The organism is Pseudomonas sp. GW821-FHT09A09, from assembly GCF_059418405.1.
In genome coordinates, this window is sequence record NZ_JBWKPU010000009.1 from 16,613 (window position 1) to 37,058 (window position 20,446).

General features: G+C 62.0%; 17 protein-coding genes. 5 read left to right on the forward strand and 12 right to left on the reverse strand.

Annotation, left to right across the window (positions count from 1 at the left end; genetic code table 11):
* Window positions 1-25: 25 nt before the first annotated feature.
* The 9 genes from AC07OV_RS09835 to AC07OV_RS09875 form a co-directional block, all read right to left on the reverse strand.
* Entirely contained in the window at window positions 26-844 is an 819-nt protein-coding gene (locus tag AC07OV_RS09835) for a phosphoglycolate phosphatase (protein WP_176996594.1), read from the reverse strand.
* Complete coding sequence (gene rpe, locus AC07OV_RS09840; RefSeq protein ID WP_494997352.1) at window positions 841-1,515, reverse strand: ribulose-phosphate 3-epimerase; 675 nt, start codon at window positions 1,513-1,515, stop codon at window positions 841-843. The genes AC07OV_RS09835 and rpe overlap by 4 nt, the downstream gene beginning before the upstream one ends.
* An 84-nt stretch (window positions 1,516-1,599) precedes the next feature.
* Window positions 1,600-2,748, reverse strand: coding sequence for an iron-containing alcohol dehydrogenase (locus tag AC07OV_RS09845; RefSeq protein WP_495092132.1), 1,149 nt, complete (start codon window positions 2,746-2,748; stop codon window positions 1,600-1,602).
* Between the two features lie 200 nt (window positions 2,749-2,948).
* A complete protein-coding gene (locus AC07OV_RS09850; RefSeq protein ID WP_176996596.1) occupies window positions 2,949-3,773 on the reverse strand; it encodes an ABC transporter permease in 825 nt (274 codons plus the stop codon).
* 12 nt (window positions 3,774-3,785) lie between these two features.
* Complete coding sequence (locus tag AC07OV_RS09855; RefSeq protein ID WP_495092133.1) at window positions 3,786-5,015, reverse strand: ABC transporter permease; 1,230 nt, start codon at window positions 5,013-5,015, stop codon at window positions 3,786-3,788.
* A gap of 152 nt (window positions 5,016-5,167) precedes the next feature.
* Window positions 5,168-6,208: an ABC transporter substrate-binding protein gene (locus AC07OV_RS09860; protein ID WP_176996598.1), complete on the reverse strand. Its 1,041-nt coding sequence runs from the start codon at window positions 6,206-6,208 to the stop codon at window positions 5,168-5,170.
* Window positions 6,209-6,251: 43 nt separating this feature from the next.
* Complete coding sequence (locus AC07OV_RS09865; RefSeq protein ID WP_176996599.1) at window positions 6,252-7,364, reverse strand: ABC transporter ATP-binding protein; 1,113 nt, start codon at window positions 7,362-7,364, stop codon at window positions 6,252-6,254.
* Window positions 7,365-7,671: 307 nt separating this feature from the next.
* Window positions 7,672-8,301, reverse strand: a complete 630-nt coding sequence (locus AC07OV_RS09870; RefSeq protein ID WP_176996600.1) for a response regulator — start codon at window positions 8,299-8,301, stop codon at window positions 7,672-7,674.
* A gap of 18 nt (window positions 8,302-8,319) precedes the next feature.
* The gene (locus AC07OV_RS09875) at window positions 8,320-10,710 is read right to left on the reverse strand and encodes a PAS domain-containing sensor histidine kinase (RefSeq protein ID WP_495092134.1); all 2,391 of its coding nucleotides are present in this window, start codon (window positions 10,708-10,710) and stop codon (window positions 8,320-8,322) included.
* 77 nt (window positions 10,711-10,787) lie between these two features.
* Here AC07OV_RS09875 and AC07OV_RS09880 point away from each other — a divergent pair, with 77 nt between their 5' ends.
* Window positions 10,788-11,762: an alpha/beta hydrolase family protein gene (locus AC07OV_RS09880; protein ID WP_176996602.1), complete on the forward strand. Its 975-nt coding sequence runs from the start codon at window positions 10,788-10,790 to the stop codon at window positions 11,760-11,762.
* A 134-nt stretch (window positions 11,763-11,896) separates the two neighbouring features.
* Here AC07OV_RS09880 and AC07OV_RS09885 read toward each other — a convergent pair whose 3' ends face one another.
* Genes AC07OV_RS09885 through AC07OV_RS09895 form a run of 3 tightly spaced genes read right to left on the reverse strand, consistent with a single transcriptional unit; the run spans window position 11,897 to window position 14,362 of the window.
* Window positions 11,897-12,664, reverse strand: a complete 768-nt coding sequence (locus AC07OV_RS09885; protein WP_176996603.1) for a TerB family tellurite resistance protein — start codon at window positions 12,662-12,664, stop codon at window positions 11,897-11,899.
* Between the two features lies 1 nt (window position 12,665).
* Window positions 12,666-13,340, reverse strand: coding sequence for an N-acetylmuramate alpha-1-phosphate uridylyltransferase MurU (gene murU / locus AC07OV_RS09890; protein WP_495092135.1), 675 nt, complete (start codon window positions 13,338-13,340; stop codon window positions 12,666-12,668).
* Window positions 13,337-14,362: an aminoglycoside phosphotransferase family protein gene (locus AC07OV_RS09895; RefSeq protein ID WP_494997346.1), complete on the reverse strand. Its 1,026-nt coding sequence runs from the start codon at window positions 14,360-14,362 to the stop codon at window positions 13,337-13,339. The genes murU and AC07OV_RS09895 overlap by 4 nt, the downstream gene beginning before the upstream one ends.
* 130 nt (window positions 14,363-14,492) lie before the next feature.
* On the opposite strand from AC07OV_RS09895, the gene AC07OV_RS09900 reads away from it, so the two are divergent.
* The 4 genes from AC07OV_RS09900 to rsmA are packed head-to-tail and all read left to right on the forward strand — an operon-like array spanning window position 14,493 to window position 20,413.
* Entirely contained in the window at window positions 14,493-17,303 is a 2,811-nt protein-coding gene (locus AC07OV_RS09900) for an LPS-assembly protein LptD (RefSeq protein ID WP_494997345.1), read from the forward strand.
* Window positions 17,278-18,618, forward strand: coding sequence for a peptidylprolyl isomerase (locus AC07OV_RS09905; protein WP_176996607.1), 1,341 nt, complete (start codon window positions 17,278-17,280; stop codon window positions 18,616-18,618). Before AC07OV_RS09900 ends, AC07OV_RS09905 begins: the two co-directional genes overlap by 26 nt.
* Entirely contained in the window at window positions 18,615-19,604 is a 990-nt protein-coding gene (gene pdxA, locus AC07OV_RS09910; protein WP_176996608.1) for a 4-hydroxythreonine-4-phosphate dehydrogenase PdxA, read from the forward strand. Before AC07OV_RS09905 ends, pdxA begins: the two co-directional genes overlap by 4 nt.
* Window positions 19,601-20,413: a 16S rRNA (adenine(1518)-N(6)/adenine(1519)-N(6))-dimethyltransferase RsmA gene (rsmA, locus tag AC07OV_RS09915; protein ID WP_494997344.1), complete on the forward strand. Its 813-nt coding sequence runs from the start codon at window positions 19,601-19,603 to the stop codon at window positions 20,411-20,413. The genes pdxA and rsmA overlap by 4 nt, the downstream gene beginning before the upstream one ends.
* Window positions 20,414-20,446: the final 33 nt, after the last annotated feature.

Genomic DNA, 20,446 nt, shown 5'->3' on the forward strand with positions numbered 1-20,446 from the left:
TGCCGCAGAGCGCGGCCAGGATCAGTCAGGCGCGCCAACGCCAGCGGGCCAGGGCCTTGATGACTTTCATCCAGAGTTTGCGAGTGACCACCACGATGGAATTTCCAGAAGGGGACGGATCGATGTCGGGCAACGTTATCTCAGCGCCAGCTCCCAAGCAACCGGGGATTAACAGTCGCAGGTCGTCAATCACCAGCGCTGGTGATTCTTCGGCGATCGGTCGGCCATGGTTATAGCCGTAACTGAGCGCCACACACTGCACGCCAGCGGCCTTTGCTGCCAGCACATCACTGCGCGAATCGCCGACGAACAAGGACTGGGAGGCCGGGATATTGGCCATTTTCATCACGAAAAACAGCGCCGCCGGGTCAGGCTTTTTCTGCGGCAAGGTATCGCCGCCAATGATCCAGCGAAAATACCGGCCGATTTTCATCTGGTCCAACAGCGGCGCGACAAAACGCTCCGGCTTGTTGGTGATCAGGGCCATTTCCACGCCCTGCTTGTGCAGCCATTTGAGGGTGTCGCGCACGCCGGGGTAGACCACCGTCAGTTCGTGGCCGTCCTCGTAGGCGGCGTTGAACAGTTCCAAAGCATGCTCGGCCTCCACGTCATCGACACCTTCGGCATCGATGTGGTTGGCCAGGGCGCGGCGTACCAGCATGTGCACGCCGTTGCCCACCCACTCACGCACTGACTCAATCCCCGCAGGCTTGCGCCCCAGCTTGAGCAGCATCTCGTCCACCGCCGCCGCCAGGTCTGGCACCGAGTCGATCAAGGTACCGTCCAGATCGAACATCACCAGCCGTGGCAGTTTGCCGGGGAACAGCTGCTCAAAGCCGCTCATGGACGTGCCAGCGCCAGTTCGGCGCGCATCTTGTCGATGACGTCCTTATAGTCCGGCGCGTTGAAGATCGCCGAGCCGGCCACAAAGGTGTCGGCGCCAGCGGCCGCGATTTCGCGGATGTTGTTGACGTTGACCCCACCGTCGATTTCCAAACGGATGTCACGGCCCGACGCATCGATCAGCGCGCGGGCTTCGCGCAGCTTGTTCAGCGTGCCGGGGATGAACTTCTGCCCGCCGAAACCCGGGTTGACGCTCATCAGCAGGATCATGTCGACCTTGTCCATCACGTACTCAAGCACGCTCAGCGGAGTGGCCGGGTTGAACACCAGGCCGGCCTTGCAGCCACCCTCGCGGATCAGTTGCAGGGTGCGGTCGACGTGCAGCGAGGCTTCCGGGTGGAAGGTGATGTAGGTGGCGCCGGCTTCGACGAAGTCGCCGATGATGCGGTCCACCGGGCTGACCATCAGGTGTGCGTCGATCGGCGCGGTGATGCCGTACTTGCGCAGCGCCGCGCAAACCATCGGGCCGATGGTCAGGTTGGGCACGTAGTGGTTGTCCATGACGTCGAAGTGCACGAAGTCGGCACCGGCGGCCAGTACCTTGTCCACTTCCTCACCCAGGCGGGCGAAATCGGCGGAGAGAATCGATGGAGCAATGACGAAGGGCTGCATGACGCACCTTTTTTGAGCTAAATCACGATGGCGCGCATTGTATACCTCATGCTTTGCTGCGCGCACCGTGACCTAACTCAACGGTTAGTAAGCCGCCCGGTAGATTTTCTCGATATCGGCCGCGCTGAGCTTGCGCGGGTTGTTGCGCATCAGGCGCTCGATACCCGCGGCTTCCGTGGCCATGACCGGGATGGCCTCCTCCGGCACGCCAAAGCTGCGCAGCCCGGCGGGGATCTCCACTGCGGCACACAGTCGCGTCATCGCCTCGACGGCTTGATCGGCCGCCTGGTTGACGCTCAAGCCCGATACATTCACCCCCATCGCCTGGGCGATGTCCTGCATGCGCTCCACACAGGCCAGCTTGTTCCAGTGCATCACGTAAGGCAGCAACAGCGCGTTGCTCACGCCGTGGGCGATGTTGAACCGCCCACCCAACGGGTACGCCAGCGCATGCACTGCGCCAACCCCGGCATTGCCGAACGCCATGCCGGCCATCAGGCTGGCGGTGGCCATGTCGTCGCGGGCCTGCAGGTTGGCCGGGTTGGCGTAGGCCTTGGGCAACGCACTGGCAATCAACTTGATCGCGCCGATGGCCAACGCATCGGTAATTGGCGAGGCGTTCAGCGACAGGTAGGACTCGATGGCATGCACCAGCGCATCCACGCCACTGGCAGCCGTGACGCTGCGCGGGCAGGTCAGGGTCATCTGCGGGCTGATCAGCGCCACATCCGGCAGCAGGTAATCGCTGACGATGCCTTTTTTGAGTTGCGCGGCCTTGTCGGAGAGGATCGCCACATTGGTCACCTCCGAGCCGGTGCCGGCCGTGGTCGGGATCGCGATCAGCGGCGGGCCCTTGCGCGGCACCTGGTCGACGCCGAACAGGTCCGCCAGCGCGCCGTGGTAACCGGCATAGGCTGCCACGCTCTTGGCGATGTCGATGGCACTGCCGCCGCCCACGCCAATCAGGCCGTCATGCCCGCCTTCGCGGTACACGCGCATGCAGTCTTCGACGATAGCGATTTCGGGGTCGGGCAGCACGCGATCGAAGATTTCGTAAGTGCGCTCGCCCAGGTGTTCGAGGGCCAATGCCACGGTGCCGGACTTGACCAGCGCGGCGTCGGTGACAATCAGCGGGTTGTCCACATCCAGGCGAGTGAGTTCGGCAGCCAGTTGTTCGATGGCGCCAGCGCCGGTGAGCAGTTTGTGGGCGATCTTGAATGAGGAAGTACTCATGTGCGCGGCCTCTTATTCAGAAATGGGCTGGCACAAGAGTAGCTGTCTGTGGCGTGTTGTCAGCTATTCAGCGAGTGAATACGGAGGCAATTCAAAGTGGGCACGGTCAATGTGGGAGCTGGCTTGCCTGCGATAGCGGTGTGTCAGTGCCAGATGAACAAGCTGGTCCACCGCTATCGCAGGCAAGCCAGCTCCCACAGTTAAATTTGTGCGGTACGCAGTTTTTCGCTACGGCCGCGCAGCCATTCCAGGGTCAGCAACAGCAACACCGAGAAGGCAATCAGCAAGGTGGCCGCCGCCGCAATCGTGGGGCTGAGGTTTTCGCGGATGCCGCTGAACATCTGGCGCGGCAAGGTCGCTTGCTCGGGGCCGGCGAGGAACAGCGTCACCACCACTTCATCAAACGAGGTGGCAAAGGCAAACAACGCCCCGGAAATCACCCCCGGCGCGATCAGCGGCAAGGTCACCCGTCGAAACGCGGTCAGTGGCGAAGCGCCCAGGCTGGCCGCCGCACGCACCAGGTTGTGGTTGAACCCCTGCAACGTCGCCGACACCGTGATGATCACAAACGGCACACCCAGCACCGCGTGCACCACGATCAGCGAGAAAAAGCTGTTGCCCAGCCCCAACGGCGCAAAGAACAGGTAACTGGCCACGCCAATGATCACCACCGGCACCACCATCGGCGAGATCACCAGGGCCATCACCAGCGCCTTGCCGGGGAAGTTGCCACGGGTCAGGCCAATCGCCGCCAGGGTGCCGAAGACCATGGCCAGCACCGTGGCGGCAGGCGCCACGATGATGCTGTTCTTCAGGGCGCGCATCCATTCGGCCGAGCCGAAGAAGTCCTGGTACCAATGCAGCGAGAAGCCTTGCAACGGGTACACCAGGAAACTGCCGCTATTGAACGACAGCGGGATGATCACCAGCACCGGCAGTATCAGGAACAGCAGGATCAGGCCGCAGAGGATCCGCAAGCTGTAGAACCACACCCGTTCAATGGGCGACATATAAGGGCTCAGCATCGCAAGGTCTCCTTAGCTCAGGCGCAGGCGGCTGGCGCCGACCAGTCGGTTGTAGATCAGGTACAGCAACACCGTGGCCAGCAGCAGCAAGCCGCCCAGCGCGGTGGCCATGCCCCAGTTGATGCTGGTGTTGGTGTAGAAGGCCACGAAATAGCTGACCATCTGGTCGTTCGGGCTGCCCAGCAAGGCCGGGGTGATGTAGTAACCAATCGCCAGGATGAACACCAACAGGCACCCGGCGCCGACACCGGCGTAGGTCTGTGGGAAATACACGCGCCAGAAACTGGCGAACGGATGGCAACCCAGGGAAATCGCCGCCCGCATGTAAGTCGGCGAAATACCTTTCATCACGCTGTAGATGGGCAGAATCATGAACGGCAGCAGAATGTGCACCATCGAGATGTAGACCCCGGTGCGGTTGAACACCAGCTCCAGGGGCTTGTCGATCAGGCCCATGCCCATCAGTGCGCTGTTGATCAGGCCGCCGGATTGCAGCAACACGATCCACGCGGCGACCCGCACCAGGATCGAGGTCCAGAACGGCAACAACACCAGAATCATCAGCAGGTTGCTTTTGCGTGCCGGCAAATTGGCCAACAGGTACGCCAACGGGTAGGCCAGCAGCAGACAGATGGCGGTGATCACCAGGCCCATCCAGAAGGTGCGGGCGAAGATGTCCAGGTAGATCGCCTGGTCAGGCGTGGCCGGGGCCACTTCACCCAAGTCGTCGATACGGTGGTCGACGGCCGCCAGCAGGTAGAACGGCGTCAGGTTGCTGGTATTGCGCCGGATCGCCTGCCAGTACGCCGGGTCGCCCCAGCGTTCATCCAGGCTTTCCAACGCTTCTTTATAGGAGGCAGGCGCTTCGCTGAACGGCAGCGCCCGCGCGGTTTTGGTCAACAGGCTGCGGTAGCCCGCCAGTTCCATGTTCAAGCGCTTGGACAGGTCGCCCAAGGTCTGGTTTTTGCGCGCTTCGCCCAGGTCCTCACTGAGGGCCTGATACACCGGCTCACCGGGCAAACCACGCCCGTCCCAGGCAGTCACGGCCACCACGGTGCGCGGCAAGCCGCCCACCACTTCCGGGTTGCCCACGCTTTTGTAGAGCAGTGCAATGATCGGCACCAGGAACACCAGCACCAGGAACAGCACCAGCGGCGCAATCAAGGCCTGGGCCTTCCAGCGGTTGACCCGCTCGGCATGCGCCAGGCGCTGCTTGAGGGTGGGGAGAGCGGCGATGGCCATGGAAAACTCCAGATCTTGAAAATGACTACAACTCTGTAGGAGCCGGCTTGCCGGCGATGCTGACGACTCGGTGCAATGGTCACACCGAGGCGATGCCATCGCTGGCAAGCCAGCTCCTACACCCGCCCGTTCCCACAGAGGGTTATGCGGGGTTACTTGGCGGCCCAGGCGTTGAAGCGTTGCTCGAGCTGCTCACCGTTATCCGCCCAGAAACTCACATCGATCTGCACCTGGTTGGCGATGTTTTCCGGGGTGGTCGGCATGTCCTTGAGGATGTCCTTGGCCAGCAACGGCACGGCTTGGGTGTTGGCCGGACCGTAGGCGATGTTTTCCGAGTAGGTTTTCTGCTGTTGCGGCTGTACCGAGAAGGCGATGAATTTCTTCGCAGCGTCAGCACGGTCCTTAGCCAGGCCTTTAGGGATGGCCCAGGCGTCAAAGTCGTAGATGCCGCCGTTCCACACCACTTTCAGGTTGCTTTCTTTCTGCACAGCGGCGATGCGGCCGTTGTAGGCGGAGCTCATCACCACGTCACCGGAAGCGAGATATTGCGGCGGCTGGGCGCCCGCTTCCCACCATTGGATGTAAGGCTTGAGTTCGTCGAGTTTCTTGAAGGCGCGGTCCTGGCCATCTTTGCCGGCCAGCACTTTGTAGACGTCCTTCGGTGCGACGCCGTCGGCCATCAACGCAAATTCCAGGGTGTACTTGGCGCCTTTGCGCAGGCCGCGCTTGCCCGGGAACTGCTTCACGTCCCAAAAATCTTTCCAGCCGCCTGGCGGTGCTTTCAGCTTGTCAGCGTTGTACGCCAGCACGGTCGACCACACAAAGAAGCCCACGCCGCACGGTTGGATAGCGCCCTTCACATAGTCGGCGCCATTGCCGAACAGTTTCGGGTCCAGCGGTTCGAACATGTCTTCGTCACAGCCACGGGACAGTTCCGGCGACTCCACCTCCACCAGGTCCCAGGACACACTCTTGGTGTCGACCATGGCTTTGACCTTGGCCATTTCACCGTTGTATTCGCCAGCGACAATCTTGCCGTTGCCCGCGCTTTCCCACGGTGCATAGAACGCCTTGACCTGTGCGGCCTTGTTCGCGCCGCCAAAGGACACGACCGTCAGGTCCGGGCCTGCCATGGCCTGGGTTGCGCCAATCAGGCCAAGGGCCAGAGCGGAAAATTTCAGGGATCTCAACATTGTTGTTCTCTCCACGTGCAGGGTTGGTGAAGCCATCGGGCGATCAATTCGCCTCTAGAAGTGGGTCGAGTGCGCGAACGTGCTCGACTTGCCAGCCAATCGGTACCACGTCGCCGACCGCCAACGCCGGGTCCAGCTCGGCAATCGGTTGTTTCACAAAAAAATCGGCCTTGCCGCAGACTTCCAGGCGCACACGCACGTGGTCGCCCAGATAGATAAATTCCGCCACACGCCCCGAGAAGCGGTTGATGCAGCTTTCGCTGGAGCCATTGAGGCTGACGCGCTCCGGACGCACCGACAGGGTCACCGGGCCGCCGACCTGGCCGACATTCACCGCCAGCGCCTCGACCTTCTCGCCACGCGCCAACTCCACCACGCAGCGCTCGCCGGTGTGGCTGTGCAGGCGGCCGTTGAGGCGGTTGTTCTCGCCGATGAAGTTGGCGACAAAGGTATTTTTCGGCTCTTCATACAACGTGCGCGGCGCGGCGATCTGCTGGATCTCGCCTTGGTGGAACACCGCCACACGGTCGGACATGGTCAGGGCTTCGCCCTGATCGTGGGTCACGTACACCACCGTCACGCCGAGGCGCTGGTGCAGGTGCTTGATCTCCATCTGCATGTGTTCGCGCAGTTGTTTGTCGAGGGCGCCGAGGGGTTCATCCATCAGCACCAACTGCGGTTCGAACACCAGCGCCCGGGCCAGGGCCACCCGTTGCTGCTGACCGCCGGAGAGTTGCGCCGGATAGCGCTGGGCGAAGGCGTCGAGCTGGACCATGCTCAGCACGCGCTTGACCCGCTCGCTGATGTCGGTCTTGCTCAAGCCTCGCACCGACAGCGGAAACGCGAGGTTCTCGGCGACGGTCATGTGGGGGAACAACGCGTAGTTCTGGAACACCATGCCGATGTCGCGCTTGTGCGGCGGCACGTTGTTGATGGAGCGCCCGGCCAGCAGGATTTCGCCGGCGGTCGGCGTTTCAAAGCCGGCGAGCATCATCAGGCTGGTGGTTTTGCCCGAACCGGAAGGCCCGAGCAGGGTGAGGAACTCGCCCTTGCGAATCTCCAGGTTGAGGTCTTTGACGATCAGGTTCTCGCCGTCGTAGCTCTTCTGCACGCCACGAAAGCTGACCAGCACATCATTTGAATCCACCTCGCTCATACCCGCACCTTTTTGTTTTGGACTGCTGTGGCACAAGCGTAGTCCAGGCCGCAAGCCCCGGAAATCGGGGGCCGAGAGAGAATTGCATCAGCCGGATGGAAGGTTTGGGGTAAGGATTGCCCTACACGGATGGCGGGGATAGAACAGTGCAATCACGACAATGGGCGTCCAGCTGCCAAGCCCACGTCGCAAACAGACACGCGCCCCCTGTAGGAGCCGGCTTGCCGGCGATTGCACCCGCAAGATCACCGTTGGCCTTAAGGGCCTCATCGCCGGCAAGCCGGCTCCTACAGGGGGCTGGCGAAGATCACAAGAGCTTGTGCTCCATGGCGTACTTCACCAGTTCAGCCAGGGAGGTGATATTGAGCTTCTGCATCAAGCGCGCCTTGTGGGTGCTGATGGTCTTGCTGCTCAGCGCCAACTGCTGGGCAATATCGTTGACGTTGGCACCCTGGGCCAAGCGCTCGAACACCGAGAACTCACGCTCGGACAACAACGAATGCAGCGGCCGCGTATCGGTGAGGCCCACTTCAAAGACCATGCGGTCGGCCAGGTCCGGATCGATGTAACGCCCGCCCGCCGCGACCTTTCGAATCGCCGTCAGCAACAATGCCGGGTCACTGTCCTTGGTGGCATACCCCGCCGCACCGACCTTCAAGGCGCGCGCGGCCATCTGGGCCTCATCGTGCATCGACAGCACCAGGATCGCCGGTGGATTGTTCAAGGCACGGATACGCGCAATGGCCTCAAGACCGTTGACCCCCGGCATGGAGATATCCAGTAACACCACCTCGCACGGCACATGGCGCAAGGTCTCCAGCAACTGCTCGCCATTGCTGGCTTCACCGACCACCTGCAGGTCCTTGGCCAGGCCGATCAATTGCTTGATGCCTTCACGGACGATGGTGTGGTCTTCGGCTACCAATACGCGAATCACAGGGGTTTCCTCTTATCGTTATGCATCCAACGGCACCGTGACGCTCAAGGTGGTGCCCTCCCCCAACTCGCTCGTCAGGCTCAATTGCCCGCCCATGATCAGCACCCGCTCACGCATGCCGACCAGGCCGAACGATACCGGCCGCCCCTGAACCTGGACAAAACCCACGCCATCGTCGCTGATGGTCAGCCGCAAGTCGTTGCCTTCCACCGCCAGGGTCAATTCCACAGTATGCGCCTGGGCATGGCGCATCACATTGGTCAGCGCTTCCTGCAGTATCCGAAACAAACCGATGGCTTTGGCGTCACTCAGGCTCGGCAAGTTATCCGGCACCTGCACCAGGCAAGGAATCTGCGTGCGCGCCTCGAAGCGCCGCGCTTGCCACTCGATAGCCGAGGCGATCCCCGCGTCGAGGATCGGCGGGCGCAGCGCCGTGGCCACATCACGTACCAGCTGGAACAACTGGGCGATCAGGCGCTTCATGCTGTTCAGTCGCTCGTGCAGCCCGGGGTCAAGTTGCGCATACGCCAGCTCGCACATGGAGGTTTCCAGCTTGAGCACCGTGAGCATCTGCCCCAGTTCGTCGTGCACTTCACGGGCGATGCGCGCCTTTTCTTCTTCGCGCACGGTTTCGAGGTGGGCCGACAGCTCACGCAACTGCGCGCGGGAGGCGTCCAGCTCAAGCTCGATGCGCTTGCTCTCGCTGATGTCCCAGACAATCCCGTCCCAGACCACCGTGCCGTCGTCCAGGCGGCGGCTTACGGCCTTGATGTCGGCCCATCGCTGCTGCCCGAGCCGGGTAAGGATGCGGCCTTGCCACGACCAGTTGCTTTCAGTCTCGATGGCCTGGTCCTGGGTGCGGTGGTAACTGGCGCGGTCATCGGGATGCACCAGACTGCGAATGCCCATGGCCGGATCACTGAGCACCGACGGCGAGTAACCCACCAGGCCTTCGCTGCCTTGGCTGATATAGGCGAACTCGATGGCCTCACTGCGTGGCAAGCGCTCCAGGCGGAACACCAGCCCCGGCACGTTGGCGGCGATGCCCTGCAGGCGCGCTTCACTTTCCTGCAAGGCGGCCAGGGCACGGCGGCGCTCGGTGACGTCGTTGAGGTACACCACCAGGTATTCGCCGCCGCCATAACGCAAGAAGCTCAAGGACACATCGGCCGGCAACACGCTGCCATCGGCGCGCAGGCAATTGGTGGCAAAACTCTGCGGCCCATCTTCGCTGGCGCGGGCGCGCTTCCACAGGTTGAGCCAGCGGTCCATGGTGAGGGTCGGGTCGAATTCGATCAGTGGGCGCTCGATCAACGCGCCAGGCTTGTAGCCAAGCATGGTTTCGGCGGCCAGGTTGGCGTAGCGCACATGGCTGTCCCAGTTGACCCACAGGATGCCCACGGTGCTCTGATCGATGGAAAACTGCGTCAGCCGCAACGCCTCGGCGCCCGCGGCGCGCGCCGCGCTTTCTTCCCGGGCCGCCAACAGGTTGTGCTCCAGCACGCGCTGCTGGCGGCGTTGCCAGGACACCACCGCCAGGCTGGCCAGCAGGAACAGGCCCAACAACAGGCTCAGGTTTTGCCAGAAGCCTGGGGACTCCGACAGCCTTGGGTACTTGGGTTGCAGCCAGCGGCTGTGCAGTTGGTCCAAGTCGCGGGCAGGGATGGCACGCAAGGCGCTCTGCATGATGCTCGCCAGCTCTGGCCATTCGCGCCGCGTGGCCACCCGCAGCAACTGCGGCAAGCCGATATCGCCCACCACGGCCAGCCCGGCGAATTCCGCCTCGCCCGACAGCCGACTCAACTGCGCCTCATCCACCACGGCGTAGCGCGCTTGCTGGCTCACCAGCAACTGCAACGCCTGGCGCTCCATGGGCACGCCTTGCACATTCAACTTGGGGTAGGTGCTGCGCAAATAGTCGGCAACGGCACTGGGCATGCGCACCGCGACACGGGATTGTTCGTCGAGTTTTTCCAGGTCGACGGCGGCACCGCCTTCGCGAATCCCGACAATGTGCTGGGGCACGCGCATATACGGGTCGGTGAACAACCACAGGCGCAAGCCGGCTGGGGTCTGTTGCAGGCCGGGCGCGATGTCCACCTCGCCCTCACGCACGGCGGCTTCCAGTTGCTCCTGGGTCGGGAAGTTGCGCCAGGTCAGCTCGATGTTCAGCGCCTTGGCCAACCACTGCATCAACTCGACGTTGGCCCCGGATAAACGCTGCAGGCGTCGGTCGTATTGCGCATAAGGCGCTTGCAACACCAGGCCCACTCGTAGTTCCGGGTGTTGAGCCAACCACTCACGTTGCTGTGCATTGAGCTGCGCCTGGGGCGTGACAGGCGCAGGCGCGGCACTTGCCATCAAGGCAAAGCACAAGCAGCCGATAACCAGCAGACAGCGAAAACCCATGATCCACGTCTCACATCACTGACAAATACTGACCAACCCATTAGGCTGCTGGAATCACTTCTGGCCGGGAATTAACGATGCAATATCGAAACCGTTCGGCACTGCCAGCATTGTGCCTGTCGCTGCTATTTACCAGCGGCTTTTCTGTTCAGGCCGCTGACGCCCCCGCTCCCGCTGCGGAAAAACCGGTTGAGCGCCAGCCCTTGCCCGAGCGTAGCCAGGAAGACGCCAACGCCCTCGAGCGGCAGATCCCGCAGCAGGAACAGCAACAACTGCAAGCCGGCAGCGATTCGTTCCTGGCTCTGTGGAAACCGGCCAACAGCGCCGAACCCGAAGGTGTGGTGATTATCGTACCGGGCGCTGGGGAAAGTGCTGACTGGCCGCAAGCAATCGCACCGTTGCGGCGCAAATTGCCGGACGCTGATTGGGGCACCCTCAGCCTGTCGCTGCCTGACATAAACCTGGACACCCTGCCGCCTCGCGTCATCGAAGCACCCAAGGCCACCGTCGACACCAGCAGCAAAGAAGGCAGCACCGCCGCCAAGCCCATCGAACAGGCCGCCAGTGCCGAGTCCGAAGGGACAGACCCAGCGGTAGTGCCCGGCACGGATGAACAGGACAAGACCGATGCCAAGCGCATCTTCGACCGTATCGATGCCGCCGTCGCGTTTGCACAAACCCACAGCGCGCGCAGCGTGGTGTTGCTAGGTCATGGCACGGGTGCTTGGTGGGCGGCGCGCTACCTGAGTGAAAAGCAGCCAACCCAGGTGCAGAAGCTGGTGATGGTGGCTGGCAAGACGCCCGCGGCGCGTGAGCCCAGCCTGCAACAAATGGCGCCGGCCTTGAAAGTGCCCACAGCCGACGTCTTCTATCAGGACGACAGCCAGGCGCGCAAAACCGCCCTGGAACGGGTGCAGGCCGCCAAGCGTGCGAAGAATACGGGTTATAAGCAGGTGTCGCTCACGACCTTGCCCGGCAATAGTTCGGCCGAGCAAGAGCAGTTGTATCGGCGGATTCGCGGTTGGTTGAGCCCGCAAACCCAGGCGGACTGAACCCCACCCCCCTGTAGGAGCCGGCTTGCCGGCGATAGCGGTGAATCAGCCACTGGATGTGCAACTGACCTACCGCGATCGCCGGCAAGCCGGCTCCTACAGGGAGATTGGGTTTCCAGGGCCACATTCGGCAGCTAGCGGAAGTCCCGGCGCTCGCGGATCAACGCGTAGGCGTTGTGCAGCTCGCGGGTCCGCTCGGTGGCCTCGCGCACTTGCGCGGGGCTGGCGCCACTGCCGGCAATCTTGTCCGGATGGTGGCGGCTGAGCAGGCGCCGGTAAGCGCGCTTGATCGCCGAAGGCTCGGTGGTGGCTGTCACGCCCAGCACCCGAAGCGCTTCCTGGTAAGTCGCGTTACGGCTGACCAGGGGTTTGCGCTCCGGCGCGAAGTCGGCGGCCAGCGCTTGAAGCTGTTGCGGTGTCCAACCCAGCCACTTGCCCCATAGGTCGATCAGGTCGCGCTCGGCATCATCAGCCCTGCCGTCAGCCCAGGCCATGCGCCAGCACGCACGCAATACGCCTTCGGCGGCATGGGGTTGGGCCTTGAGCACACGCAGGTAACTGCGCACACGGTCGGTGCCTGACTTGCCACGGTTGAAGGCGGTGATGGCACGGCGTTGGGCCGACTCGGTCATGTCCAGCGAACGCATCTCTTGCCGCGCCTGCTGGATATGCCCGTCGGCCACCCGCCCATTGCTTTTCGCCAGGCGTCCCAGCAGCACAAACAGCAGTTCGTCGTTGCGCAGTGCCGGGCGCCCGCCCAAACGTTCGCGCAACTGTGCCCAACTCTGCAGTTGCAGGCGACGGTCCAGTGCCTGGCCCAACAAAGCCCCCAACAAGGCCCCCGGAATACTGGCAATGGCAAAGCCAGCCCCGGCGCCGATCAGCGTCCCTGGCCACAACATCCTATTGCTCCGCAGTCAGCAAGGCTTCGACTTGCGCCAAGCGTTCCAGCGTGCCGACATCAATCCAGCGTCCCGCCATGTGCTCCCCCGTTACCAGACCTTTAGCCATGGCCGCACGCAACAGCGGCGCCAGCTTGAAGGCACCTGCGCTGCAACCCGCGAACAACTGGGGGTCGAGCACTGAAATGCCACTGAAGGTCAGGTTATCGGCACCGGGCGCGGCATCATGAAGCAAACCCTGACCCAGATAGAAATCACCGCCCGACGGGTGATGCGCCGGGTTGTCCACCATCACCAGATGGGCCAGGCCCTGGAGCGGCTGGCGCAACCGGGCGAAGTCGTAGTCGGTCCAGATGTCGCCATTGACCACCAGGAACGGCTCATCCCCCAACAAAGGGAGTGCCTGGAGTATTCCGCCGCCGGTTTCCAAAGGCTCGCCTTCGGGCGAGTACTGGATGCGCAAACCGTACTGCGCCCCGTCGCCCAGGTAGCTTTCAATTTGCTGGCCCAGCCATGCGTGGTTGATCACGATATCGGTGAAGCCGGCCTTGGCCAGCGCCTCCAGGTGATACTCGATCAGGCGCTTGCCACCCGCCTGCACCAACGGCTTGGGCGTGTGCAAGGTAAGCGGGCGCATGCGCTCGCCTTTGCCGGCCGCCAGGATCATGGCTTTCATACGCGGGCCTCGGTCGGAGCGCGCAGGCTGGCCAACAACTCGGCCAGGTCACTCAGCTCCGGGCGCTCGGCCAGTACCGCTTCTATATAAGCAAAGAAGCGAGGCACGTCCGCCAGGTAGCGTGGCTTGCCATCGCGGTGGCAGATACGCGCGAAAATACCGATGACCTTGAGATGGCGCTGTACGCCCATCAAGTCGCTGGCACGCAGGAACTCGTCGAAATCCGCCTGCACCGCAATGCCGGCTTGCTGGGCGCGCTCCCAATAACCACGCTGCCATTCCCGCACACGGGCTTGGGGCCAACTGAGGAAGGCGTCCTTGAACAGGCAGGTGATGTCGTAGGTCACCGGGCCGTACACCGCGTCCTGAAAATCCAGCACGCCGGGGTTCGGTTCGCTGATCATCAGGTTACGCGGCATATAGTCGCGGTGCACCAGCACCTTGGGTTGCGCCAGGGCGCTGTCAATCAGTTGATCGCTGGCACGCTGCCACAGTGTTTGTTGATGGGTATCCAGTTCGATACCCAGATGGCGGCGCACGTACCACTCTGGAAACAATTCAAGCTCGCGACGCAACAAGGCGACGTCATAGCTGGGCAGTGGCGCGTCCATCGGCAACTGCTGGAAAGCCAGCAAGCTGTCGATGGCATCGGCAAACAATTGATCGGCGTTTTTGTCGTCAATCACGTCCAGATAGGTTTTTCGGCCCAGGTCATTGAGCAAAAGAAAGCCGCGCGGCAAATCTTCTGCATAAATTTTTGGCACATTTATTCCCGATTTCGCGAGCAAATGGGCGATATCGACGAAAGGTTTGCAGTTTTCCTGGGGGGGTGGTGCGTCCATAACGACAAATGTATGGGCCCCACCTTCCCAGCGAAAATACCGCCTGAAACTCGCGTCGCTGCTGGCCGCAGTCAATGTGGCCGGGGGGACTGCACCCCATCCCTGAGCGTTGAAAAGGATCGGCAGCTGCTCATCAAGCCAGACTTCCAGCTGTTGCAAACGTAGATCTTGATCGGGCATTACAAGGGTCTCCGACGGCGCTAGCCGTCAAGCGGGTCATGCTTTATTATCACGCATCTTTTTCAGACCATCGAGAGGCGTGCGGCCCACACCGCGGGCAGATGGCACGCAGGAAGCCCGGACTAATAAGATGGCATTGAAATCCCCCGCGTTTCGTAGAAAATTTCCGTTGCTGGTAACCGGCAGTCTGCTGGCCATGCAACCTTTCGCCACCTCATTCGTGGTCGCCGCGGAACAGTATGACTGCTCAGTCTCTGCTTCGGGTGCCTGGGATTGCGCGCCGAAAACCGCCGCTGCCCCTTTACCACCGCGTCCTGTGCATGACGGCGCTGCCGTCAGCTCGGCCACCAGCACGGCGCAAACCGATGCTGGCGGCAAAGCCGATGCCGGACCGCAGACCACACTGGTCACCGAATCCAAGGGCCGTGGCCTGCGCTCGCGCAGCGCCGACTACAGCCACCTGGACTGGGTGCCTCGCGAGAAGCTGACCGCTGCCCAACTGGCTGAAACCGGTCCTTACTGCGGCGGTGCGTACATCGAGCCGACGCGTCCTGGCATGAACGACAAGACGAACAAGAGCGATGCGCCAACTTTCATCGGTGCCAAGGCCTCTCGTTACGAGCAGGAACAACAGGTCGCGACCCTGGCCGGTGACGTCGTCATGCGCCAGGGCAGCATGCAGCTGGAGGCTCAGGAAGCCAACCTGTATCAGGCCGAGAACCGTGGCGAGCTGAACGGCGATGTCCGTCTGCGCGACAACGGCGCCCTGATCGTGGGCGACCACGCCCAGGTCCAGCTCGACACCGGCGCTGCACAAATCGACAACGCCGAATACGTCCTGCACAAGTCGCGTATCCGCGGTAACGCGCTGTATGCCAAGCGTGCCGAAAACGCGATCATCCGTCTCAAGGACGGTACGTACACCACGTGCGAGCCAGACAGCAATGCCTGGCAGCTCAAGGGCAACAACATCACGTTGAACCCGGCCACCGGTTTCGGTACGGCCACCAACGCGACGTTGCGGATCAAGAACATTCCGATCCTCTACACCCCTTACATCTATTTCCCGATCGACGACCGTCGCCAATCCGGCTTCCTGCCACCGAGCTTCAGCACGGGCGGCGAAACCGGCTTCACCCTGGTGACGCCGTACTACTTCAACCTGGCGCCCAACTACGACGCCACGTTGTACCCGCAATACATGACCAAGCGCGGCCTGTTGATGGAAGGCGAATTCCGCTACCTCACCAAGTCCAGCGAAGGTCAGGTGGGCGGCGCGTACCTGAACGACGACAACAGCGAGCGTAAAGGTCAGACCGACTACGAAAAAACGCGCTACATGCTCAACTGGCAACACAAGGGCGGGCTGGATTCGCGTGTACTGACCCAGGTCGACTACACCAACATCAGCGACCCGTACTACTTCCAGGACCTCAAGTCTTTCCAGGAAGGCGTCCGCAGCCAGGACTACATCAACCAACAGGGTTCCGTGACCTATCGCGGCGACTCCTATCAGGCACGCCTGAACCTGCAGGCCTACCAGCTGGCAACGATCTCCCAGATCACGCCGTATGACCGCCTGCCGCAAATCACCTTCAACGGCGAGCTGCCGTTCCACCCGGGTGGTTTGAACTTCAGCTATGAAACCGAAGCGGTACGTTTCGAGCGTGACCTGGAAAACGGCAACTTCACCGACGAGAACGGTCTGGTTTCGCCGCGCCTGGACACCTACGTGACTGGCCTGACCCGTGCAAACGGTACCCGCCTGAACGTCGCACCGGCCGTCGAGTACCCGATGAACTGGACCTACGGCTTCGTCACGCCGAAGCTCAAGTACGTCTACACCAAGTACGATCTTGACCTGGACAGCATCGGCAAGAACCAGATCATCGCGGCGCAAGCGGCCTCGACTGCCGCCAACCCGTATGCCGGTGGCAGCTTCAGCAGCTCCCAGGACCGTGCGGTTCCGGTTGCCAGCATCGACAGCGGCCTGTACTTCGATCGCAACACCAACTGGTTCGGCAAAGACTATCGCCAGACCCTTGAGCCGCGTGCCTTCTACCTGTACGTGCCGAACAAGGACCAGAGCGACATTCCGGTCTTCGACACCAGTGAGTACTCGTTCAGCTACGCCTCGCTGTTCCGCGACAACCGCTTCAGCGGTAATGACCGGATCGGCGACGAGAACAAACTGTCGCTGGGCCTGACCAGCCGCTGGATCGAAGACAACGGTTTCGAACGTCAGCGTGTGTCCGTGGGCCAGGCGCTGTACTTCAAGGATCGCCAGGTTCAACTGCCAGGCATCCTGGCCTCCGACCGTGCTGATGCGAACACCGATGTGTCGCCAATCGCACTGGACTACGAGTTCCGCTTCAACCGCGACTGGCGCGCCACTGCCGACTACAACTGGGACACCGAGAACCACAGTCCTCGCTCCGGCAGCGCAATGTTCCACTACCAGCCGGAAGACAACCCGAACAAGGTTATCAACGTCGGCTATCGCTATCGCAACGACCAGGTGGTGTACAACCAGCTGACCGGCAAATGGCAGTTCGGTGGTGACTACGGCACTCCGGGCGATCCGAACTTCGTGAAGGATTACTACAAAATCCAGCAACACGACTTCTCGATGATGTGGCCGATCGTTCCCCAGTGGAACCTGATCACCCGCTGGCAGTATGACTATGCCCGCAACCGTACCCTGGAAGCCTTCGGTGGTTTCGAGTACGACAACTGCTGCTGGAAACTTCGCGTGATCAACCGTTATTGGGTTTCCAACGACGAATACACTCAGATCGCCCCGTTGAACGAAAAGGGTGACCACGGGCTCTTCTTCCAGATCGTCCTCAAAGGACTCGGCGGCCTGACCGGCGCCAAGGTAGAGAGCTTCCTCGACAAAGGCATTGAAGGTTATCGTGAACGTGAAGACCAAGCTTTCTGATTGCTTGCGCCCGCTAGTGCTGGGCGCGCTGTTCCTGGGTACTGTTTCGGCACACGCTGCGGTTCAGCAACTGGATAAAGTGGCAGCCATCGTCGATAACGACGTGATCATGCAGAGCCAACTGGACCAACGGGTCAAGGAAGTTCAGCAAACCATCGCCAAGCGCGGTGGTGGTGTGCCACCTACCAGTGTGCTGGAACCACAGGTTCTGGAACGCCTGATCGTTGAAAACCTGCAACTGCAGATCGGCGAGCGTTCCGGCATCCGTATTTCGGACGAAGAACTGAACCAGGCCGTTGGCACTATTGCTCAACGCAACAACATGAGCATCGACCAGTTCCGCGCCGCCCTGGCCCACGACGGCCTGTCCTATGAGGACGCCCGTGACCAGATCAAGCGTGAAATGATCATCAGCCGTGTGCGTCAGCGCCGCGTGGCCGAGCGTGTTCAGGTGTCCGAGCAGGAAGTGAAGAACTTCCTGGCGTCCGACCTCGGCAAGATGCAGCTCTCCGAAGAGCTGCACCTGGCTAACATCCTGATCGCGACCCCGGACAGCGCCAGTGCCGAACAGCTCAATGCTGCTGCCGCCAAAACCCAGGCCGTTTATGACCGCCTGAAAGCCGGTGCCGACTTCGCCCAGACAGCCATTGCCGTTTCCGGCAGTGACAACGCTCTGGACGGCGGCGACATGGGCTGGCGTAAAGCGGCTCAACTGCCACCTCCGTTCGACCGTGAGCTGAGCGCCATGAGCGTGGGTGACATCACCCAGCCTGCACGTACACCGGGTGGTTTCATCATCCTCAAGTTGCTGGGCAAGCGCGGCGGCGAGAACTCGCTGAAAGACGAAGTGCACGTTCGTCACATCCTGGTCAAACCAAGCGAAATCCGCACCGAAGCCCAAACCAAGGAACTGGCCCAGAAGATCTATGACCGCATCGAAGGCGGTGAAGACTTCGCCACCCTGGCCAAGAGCTTCTCGGAAGACCCGGGTTCTGCCCTCAACGGCGGCGACCTGAACTGGATCGACCCTAAAGCGCTGGTACCGGAGTTCCAGGACGTCATGGCCAAGACGCCGCAAGGTGTTCTGTCCAAGCCGTTCAAGACCCAATACGGCTGGCATGTGCTGGAAGTCCTTGGCCGTCGCGCCACTGACAACACTGCTCAAGCCCGCGAGCAGCAAGCACTCACCGTACTGCGCAACCGCAAATACGATGAAGAACTGCAGACCTGGTTGCGTCAGATCCGCGACGAAGCCTACGTAGAAAACAAGCTGCCCGCCGCCGAGCAAACAGGCGCCGATCAGGCAGCCCAGTGAAACCCCAGCGTTTCGCGGTGACACCCGGCGAGCCAGCCGGCATTGGTCCAGACCTGTGCCTGCTGCTCGCCTCGCAACCCCAGCCACATCCCCTGATCGCCATTACCAGCCGCGACCTGCTCCTTGAGCGGGCCGCGCAGTTGGGGGTGGCTGTCAATTTGCTGGACGCAGCACCGGGCAACTGGCCCGACCTGCCTGCGCCTGCGGGCAGCCTGTATGTGTGGGACACCCCGCTGCAGGCCAAGGTCGTCGCCGGGCAGCTGGACAAGGCCAACGCGGCCTTCGTTTTGGAAACCCTGACCCGCGCAGGCCAGGGCTGCATCGACGGCACCTTTGCCGGCATGATCACCGCCCCTGTGCACAAGGGCGTGATCAATGAATCCGGCATCGCGTTCTCCGGGCATACCGAATTCCTCGCCGAGCTGACCCACACCGAACAAGTGGTGATGATGCTGGCCACTCGGGGGCTGCGCGTCGCCCTGGTGACCACCCACCTACCGCTGCGGGATATCGCCGATGCGATCACCGCCGAGCGCGTGGAGCGCGTTACGCGCATCCTGCACGCCGACCTGCAACAGAAATTCGGCATCGCCCAGCCTCGCATCCTGGTCTGCGGGCTCAACCCCCACGCCGGCGAAGGCGGCCACCTGGGCCATGAAGAAATCGACATCATCGAACCCACATTAGAGCGCCTGCGCCAAGAAGGCATGGACCTGCGTGGCCCACTGCCTGCGGACACTCTGTTTACCCCCAAATATCTGGAGCACTGCGACGCAGTGCTGGCGATGTACCATGACCAGGGGCTGCCCGTGCTGAAGTACAAAGGCTTCGGCGCCGCAGTCAACGTGACACTGGGCCTGCCGATCATCCGTACCTCCGTCGACCATGGCACTGCCCTGGACCTGGCGGGCAGCGGCAAGATCGATACCGGCAGCCTGCACGTGGCCCTGGAAACCGCCTATCAGATGGCCGAGACCCGTATATGACTGAGCATTACCAACACCGGGCGCGCAAGCGCTTCGGGCAAAACTTCCTGCACGATGCGGGCGTAATCGACCGCATCCTGCGCTCCATCCATGCCAAGCCCGATGACCGCTTGCTGGAAATCGGCCCGGGCCAGGGCGCACTGACTCAAGGCCTGCTGGCCAGCGGTGGTCAGCTGGACGTGGTTGAGTTGGACAAGGACCTGATCCCGATCCTCAACCAGCAGTTCGCCGGCAAACCCAACTTCAACCTGCACCAGGGCGATGCGCTGAAGTTCGACTTCAACACCCTCAACGCGGCGCCAAACAGCCTGCGGGTGGTGGGCAACCTGCCGTACAACATCTCCACGCCGTTGATTTTCCACCTGCTGAACAACGCCGGGATCATCCGCGACATGCACTTCATGCTGCAAAAGGAAGTGGTCGAGCGTTTGGCGGCAGGCCCTGGCGGCGGTGACTGGGGTCGCCTGTCGATCATGGTTCAGTACCACTGCCGTGTAGAGCACCTGTTCAACGTCGGGCCGGGCGCGTTCAACCCGCCGCCGAAGGTCGACTCGGCCATCGTGCGCCTGGTGCCTCACGCCGTACTGCCGCACCCGGCCAAGGACCATCGCCTGCTGGAGCGAGTGGTGCGCGAAGCCTTCAACCAACGCCGCAAGACCTTGCGCAACACGCTCAAGGCCCTGCTGAGCAACGCTGAAATTGAAGCCGCCGGTGTAGACGGCAGCCTGCGCCCGGAGCAACTGGACCTCGCCGCCTTCGTGCGCCTGGCTGACCAGTTGGCGATCCAACCCGCCCCAGTCGCCGAATAACCGTGTAGGAGCCGGCTTGCCGGCGATGCATGC

Excerpts from the sequence above, each read along its gene's own strand:
- rsmA (WP_494997344.1), top strand. The coding sequence starts at position 19,601 with ATGACTGAGCATTACCAACACCGGGCGCGCAAGCGCTTCGGGCAAAAC.
- AC07OV_RS09880 (WP_176996602.1), top strand. The coding sequence starts at position 10,788 with ATGCAATATCGAAACCGTTCGGCACTGCCAGCATTGTGCCTGTCGCTG.
- AC07OV_RS09855 (WP_495092133.1), bottom strand. The coding sequence starts at position 5,015 with ATGGCCATCGCCGCTCTCCCCACCCTCAAGCAGCGCCTGGCGCATGCC.
- AC07OV_RS09845 (WP_495092132.1), bottom strand. The coding sequence starts at position 2,748 with ATGAGTACTTCCTCATTCAAGATCGCCCACAAACTGCTCACCGGCGCT.
- murU (WP_495092135.1), bottom strand. The coding sequence starts at position 13,340 with ATGAAAGCCATGATCCTGGCGGCCGGCAAAGGCGAGCGCATGCGCCCG.
- AC07OV_RS09860 (WP_176996598.1), bottom strand. The coding sequence starts at position 6,208 with ATGTTGAGATCCCTGAAATTTTCCGCTCTGGCCCTTGGCCTGATTGGC.
- AC07OV_RS09895 (WP_494997346.1), bottom strand. The coding sequence starts at position 14,362 with ATGCCCGATCAAGATCTACGTTTGCAACAGCTGGAAGTCTGGCTTGAT.
- AC07OV_RS09900 (WP_494997345.1), top strand. The coding sequence starts at position 14,493 with ATGGCATTGAAATCCCCCGCGTTTCGTAGAAAATTTCCGTTGCTGGTA.
- AC07OV_RS09875 (WP_495092134.1), bottom strand. The coding sequence starts at position 10,710 with ATGGGTTTTCGCTGTCTGCTGGTTATCGGCTGCTTGTGCTTTGCCTTG.
- AC07OV_RS09835 (WP_176996594.1), bottom strand. The coding sequence starts at position 844 with ATGAGCGGCTTTGAGCAGCTGTTCCCCGGCAAACTGCCACGGCTGGTG.
- AC07OV_RS09885 (WP_176996603.1), bottom strand. The coding sequence starts at position 12,664 with ATGTTGTGGCCAGGGACGCTGATCGGCGCCGGGGCTGGCTTTGCCATT.
- AC07OV_RS09865 (WP_176996599.1), bottom strand. The coding sequence starts at position 7,364 with ATGAGCGAGGTGGATTCAAATGATGTGCTGGTCAGCTTTCGTGGCGTG.
- rpe (WP_494997352.1), bottom strand. The coding sequence starts at position 1,515 with ATGCAGCCCTTCGTCATTGCTCCATCGATTCTCTCCGCCGATTTCGCC.
- AC07OV_RS09850 (WP_176996596.1), bottom strand. The coding sequence starts at position 3,773 with ATGCTGAGCCCTTATATGTCGCCCATTGAACGGGTGTGGTTCTACAGC.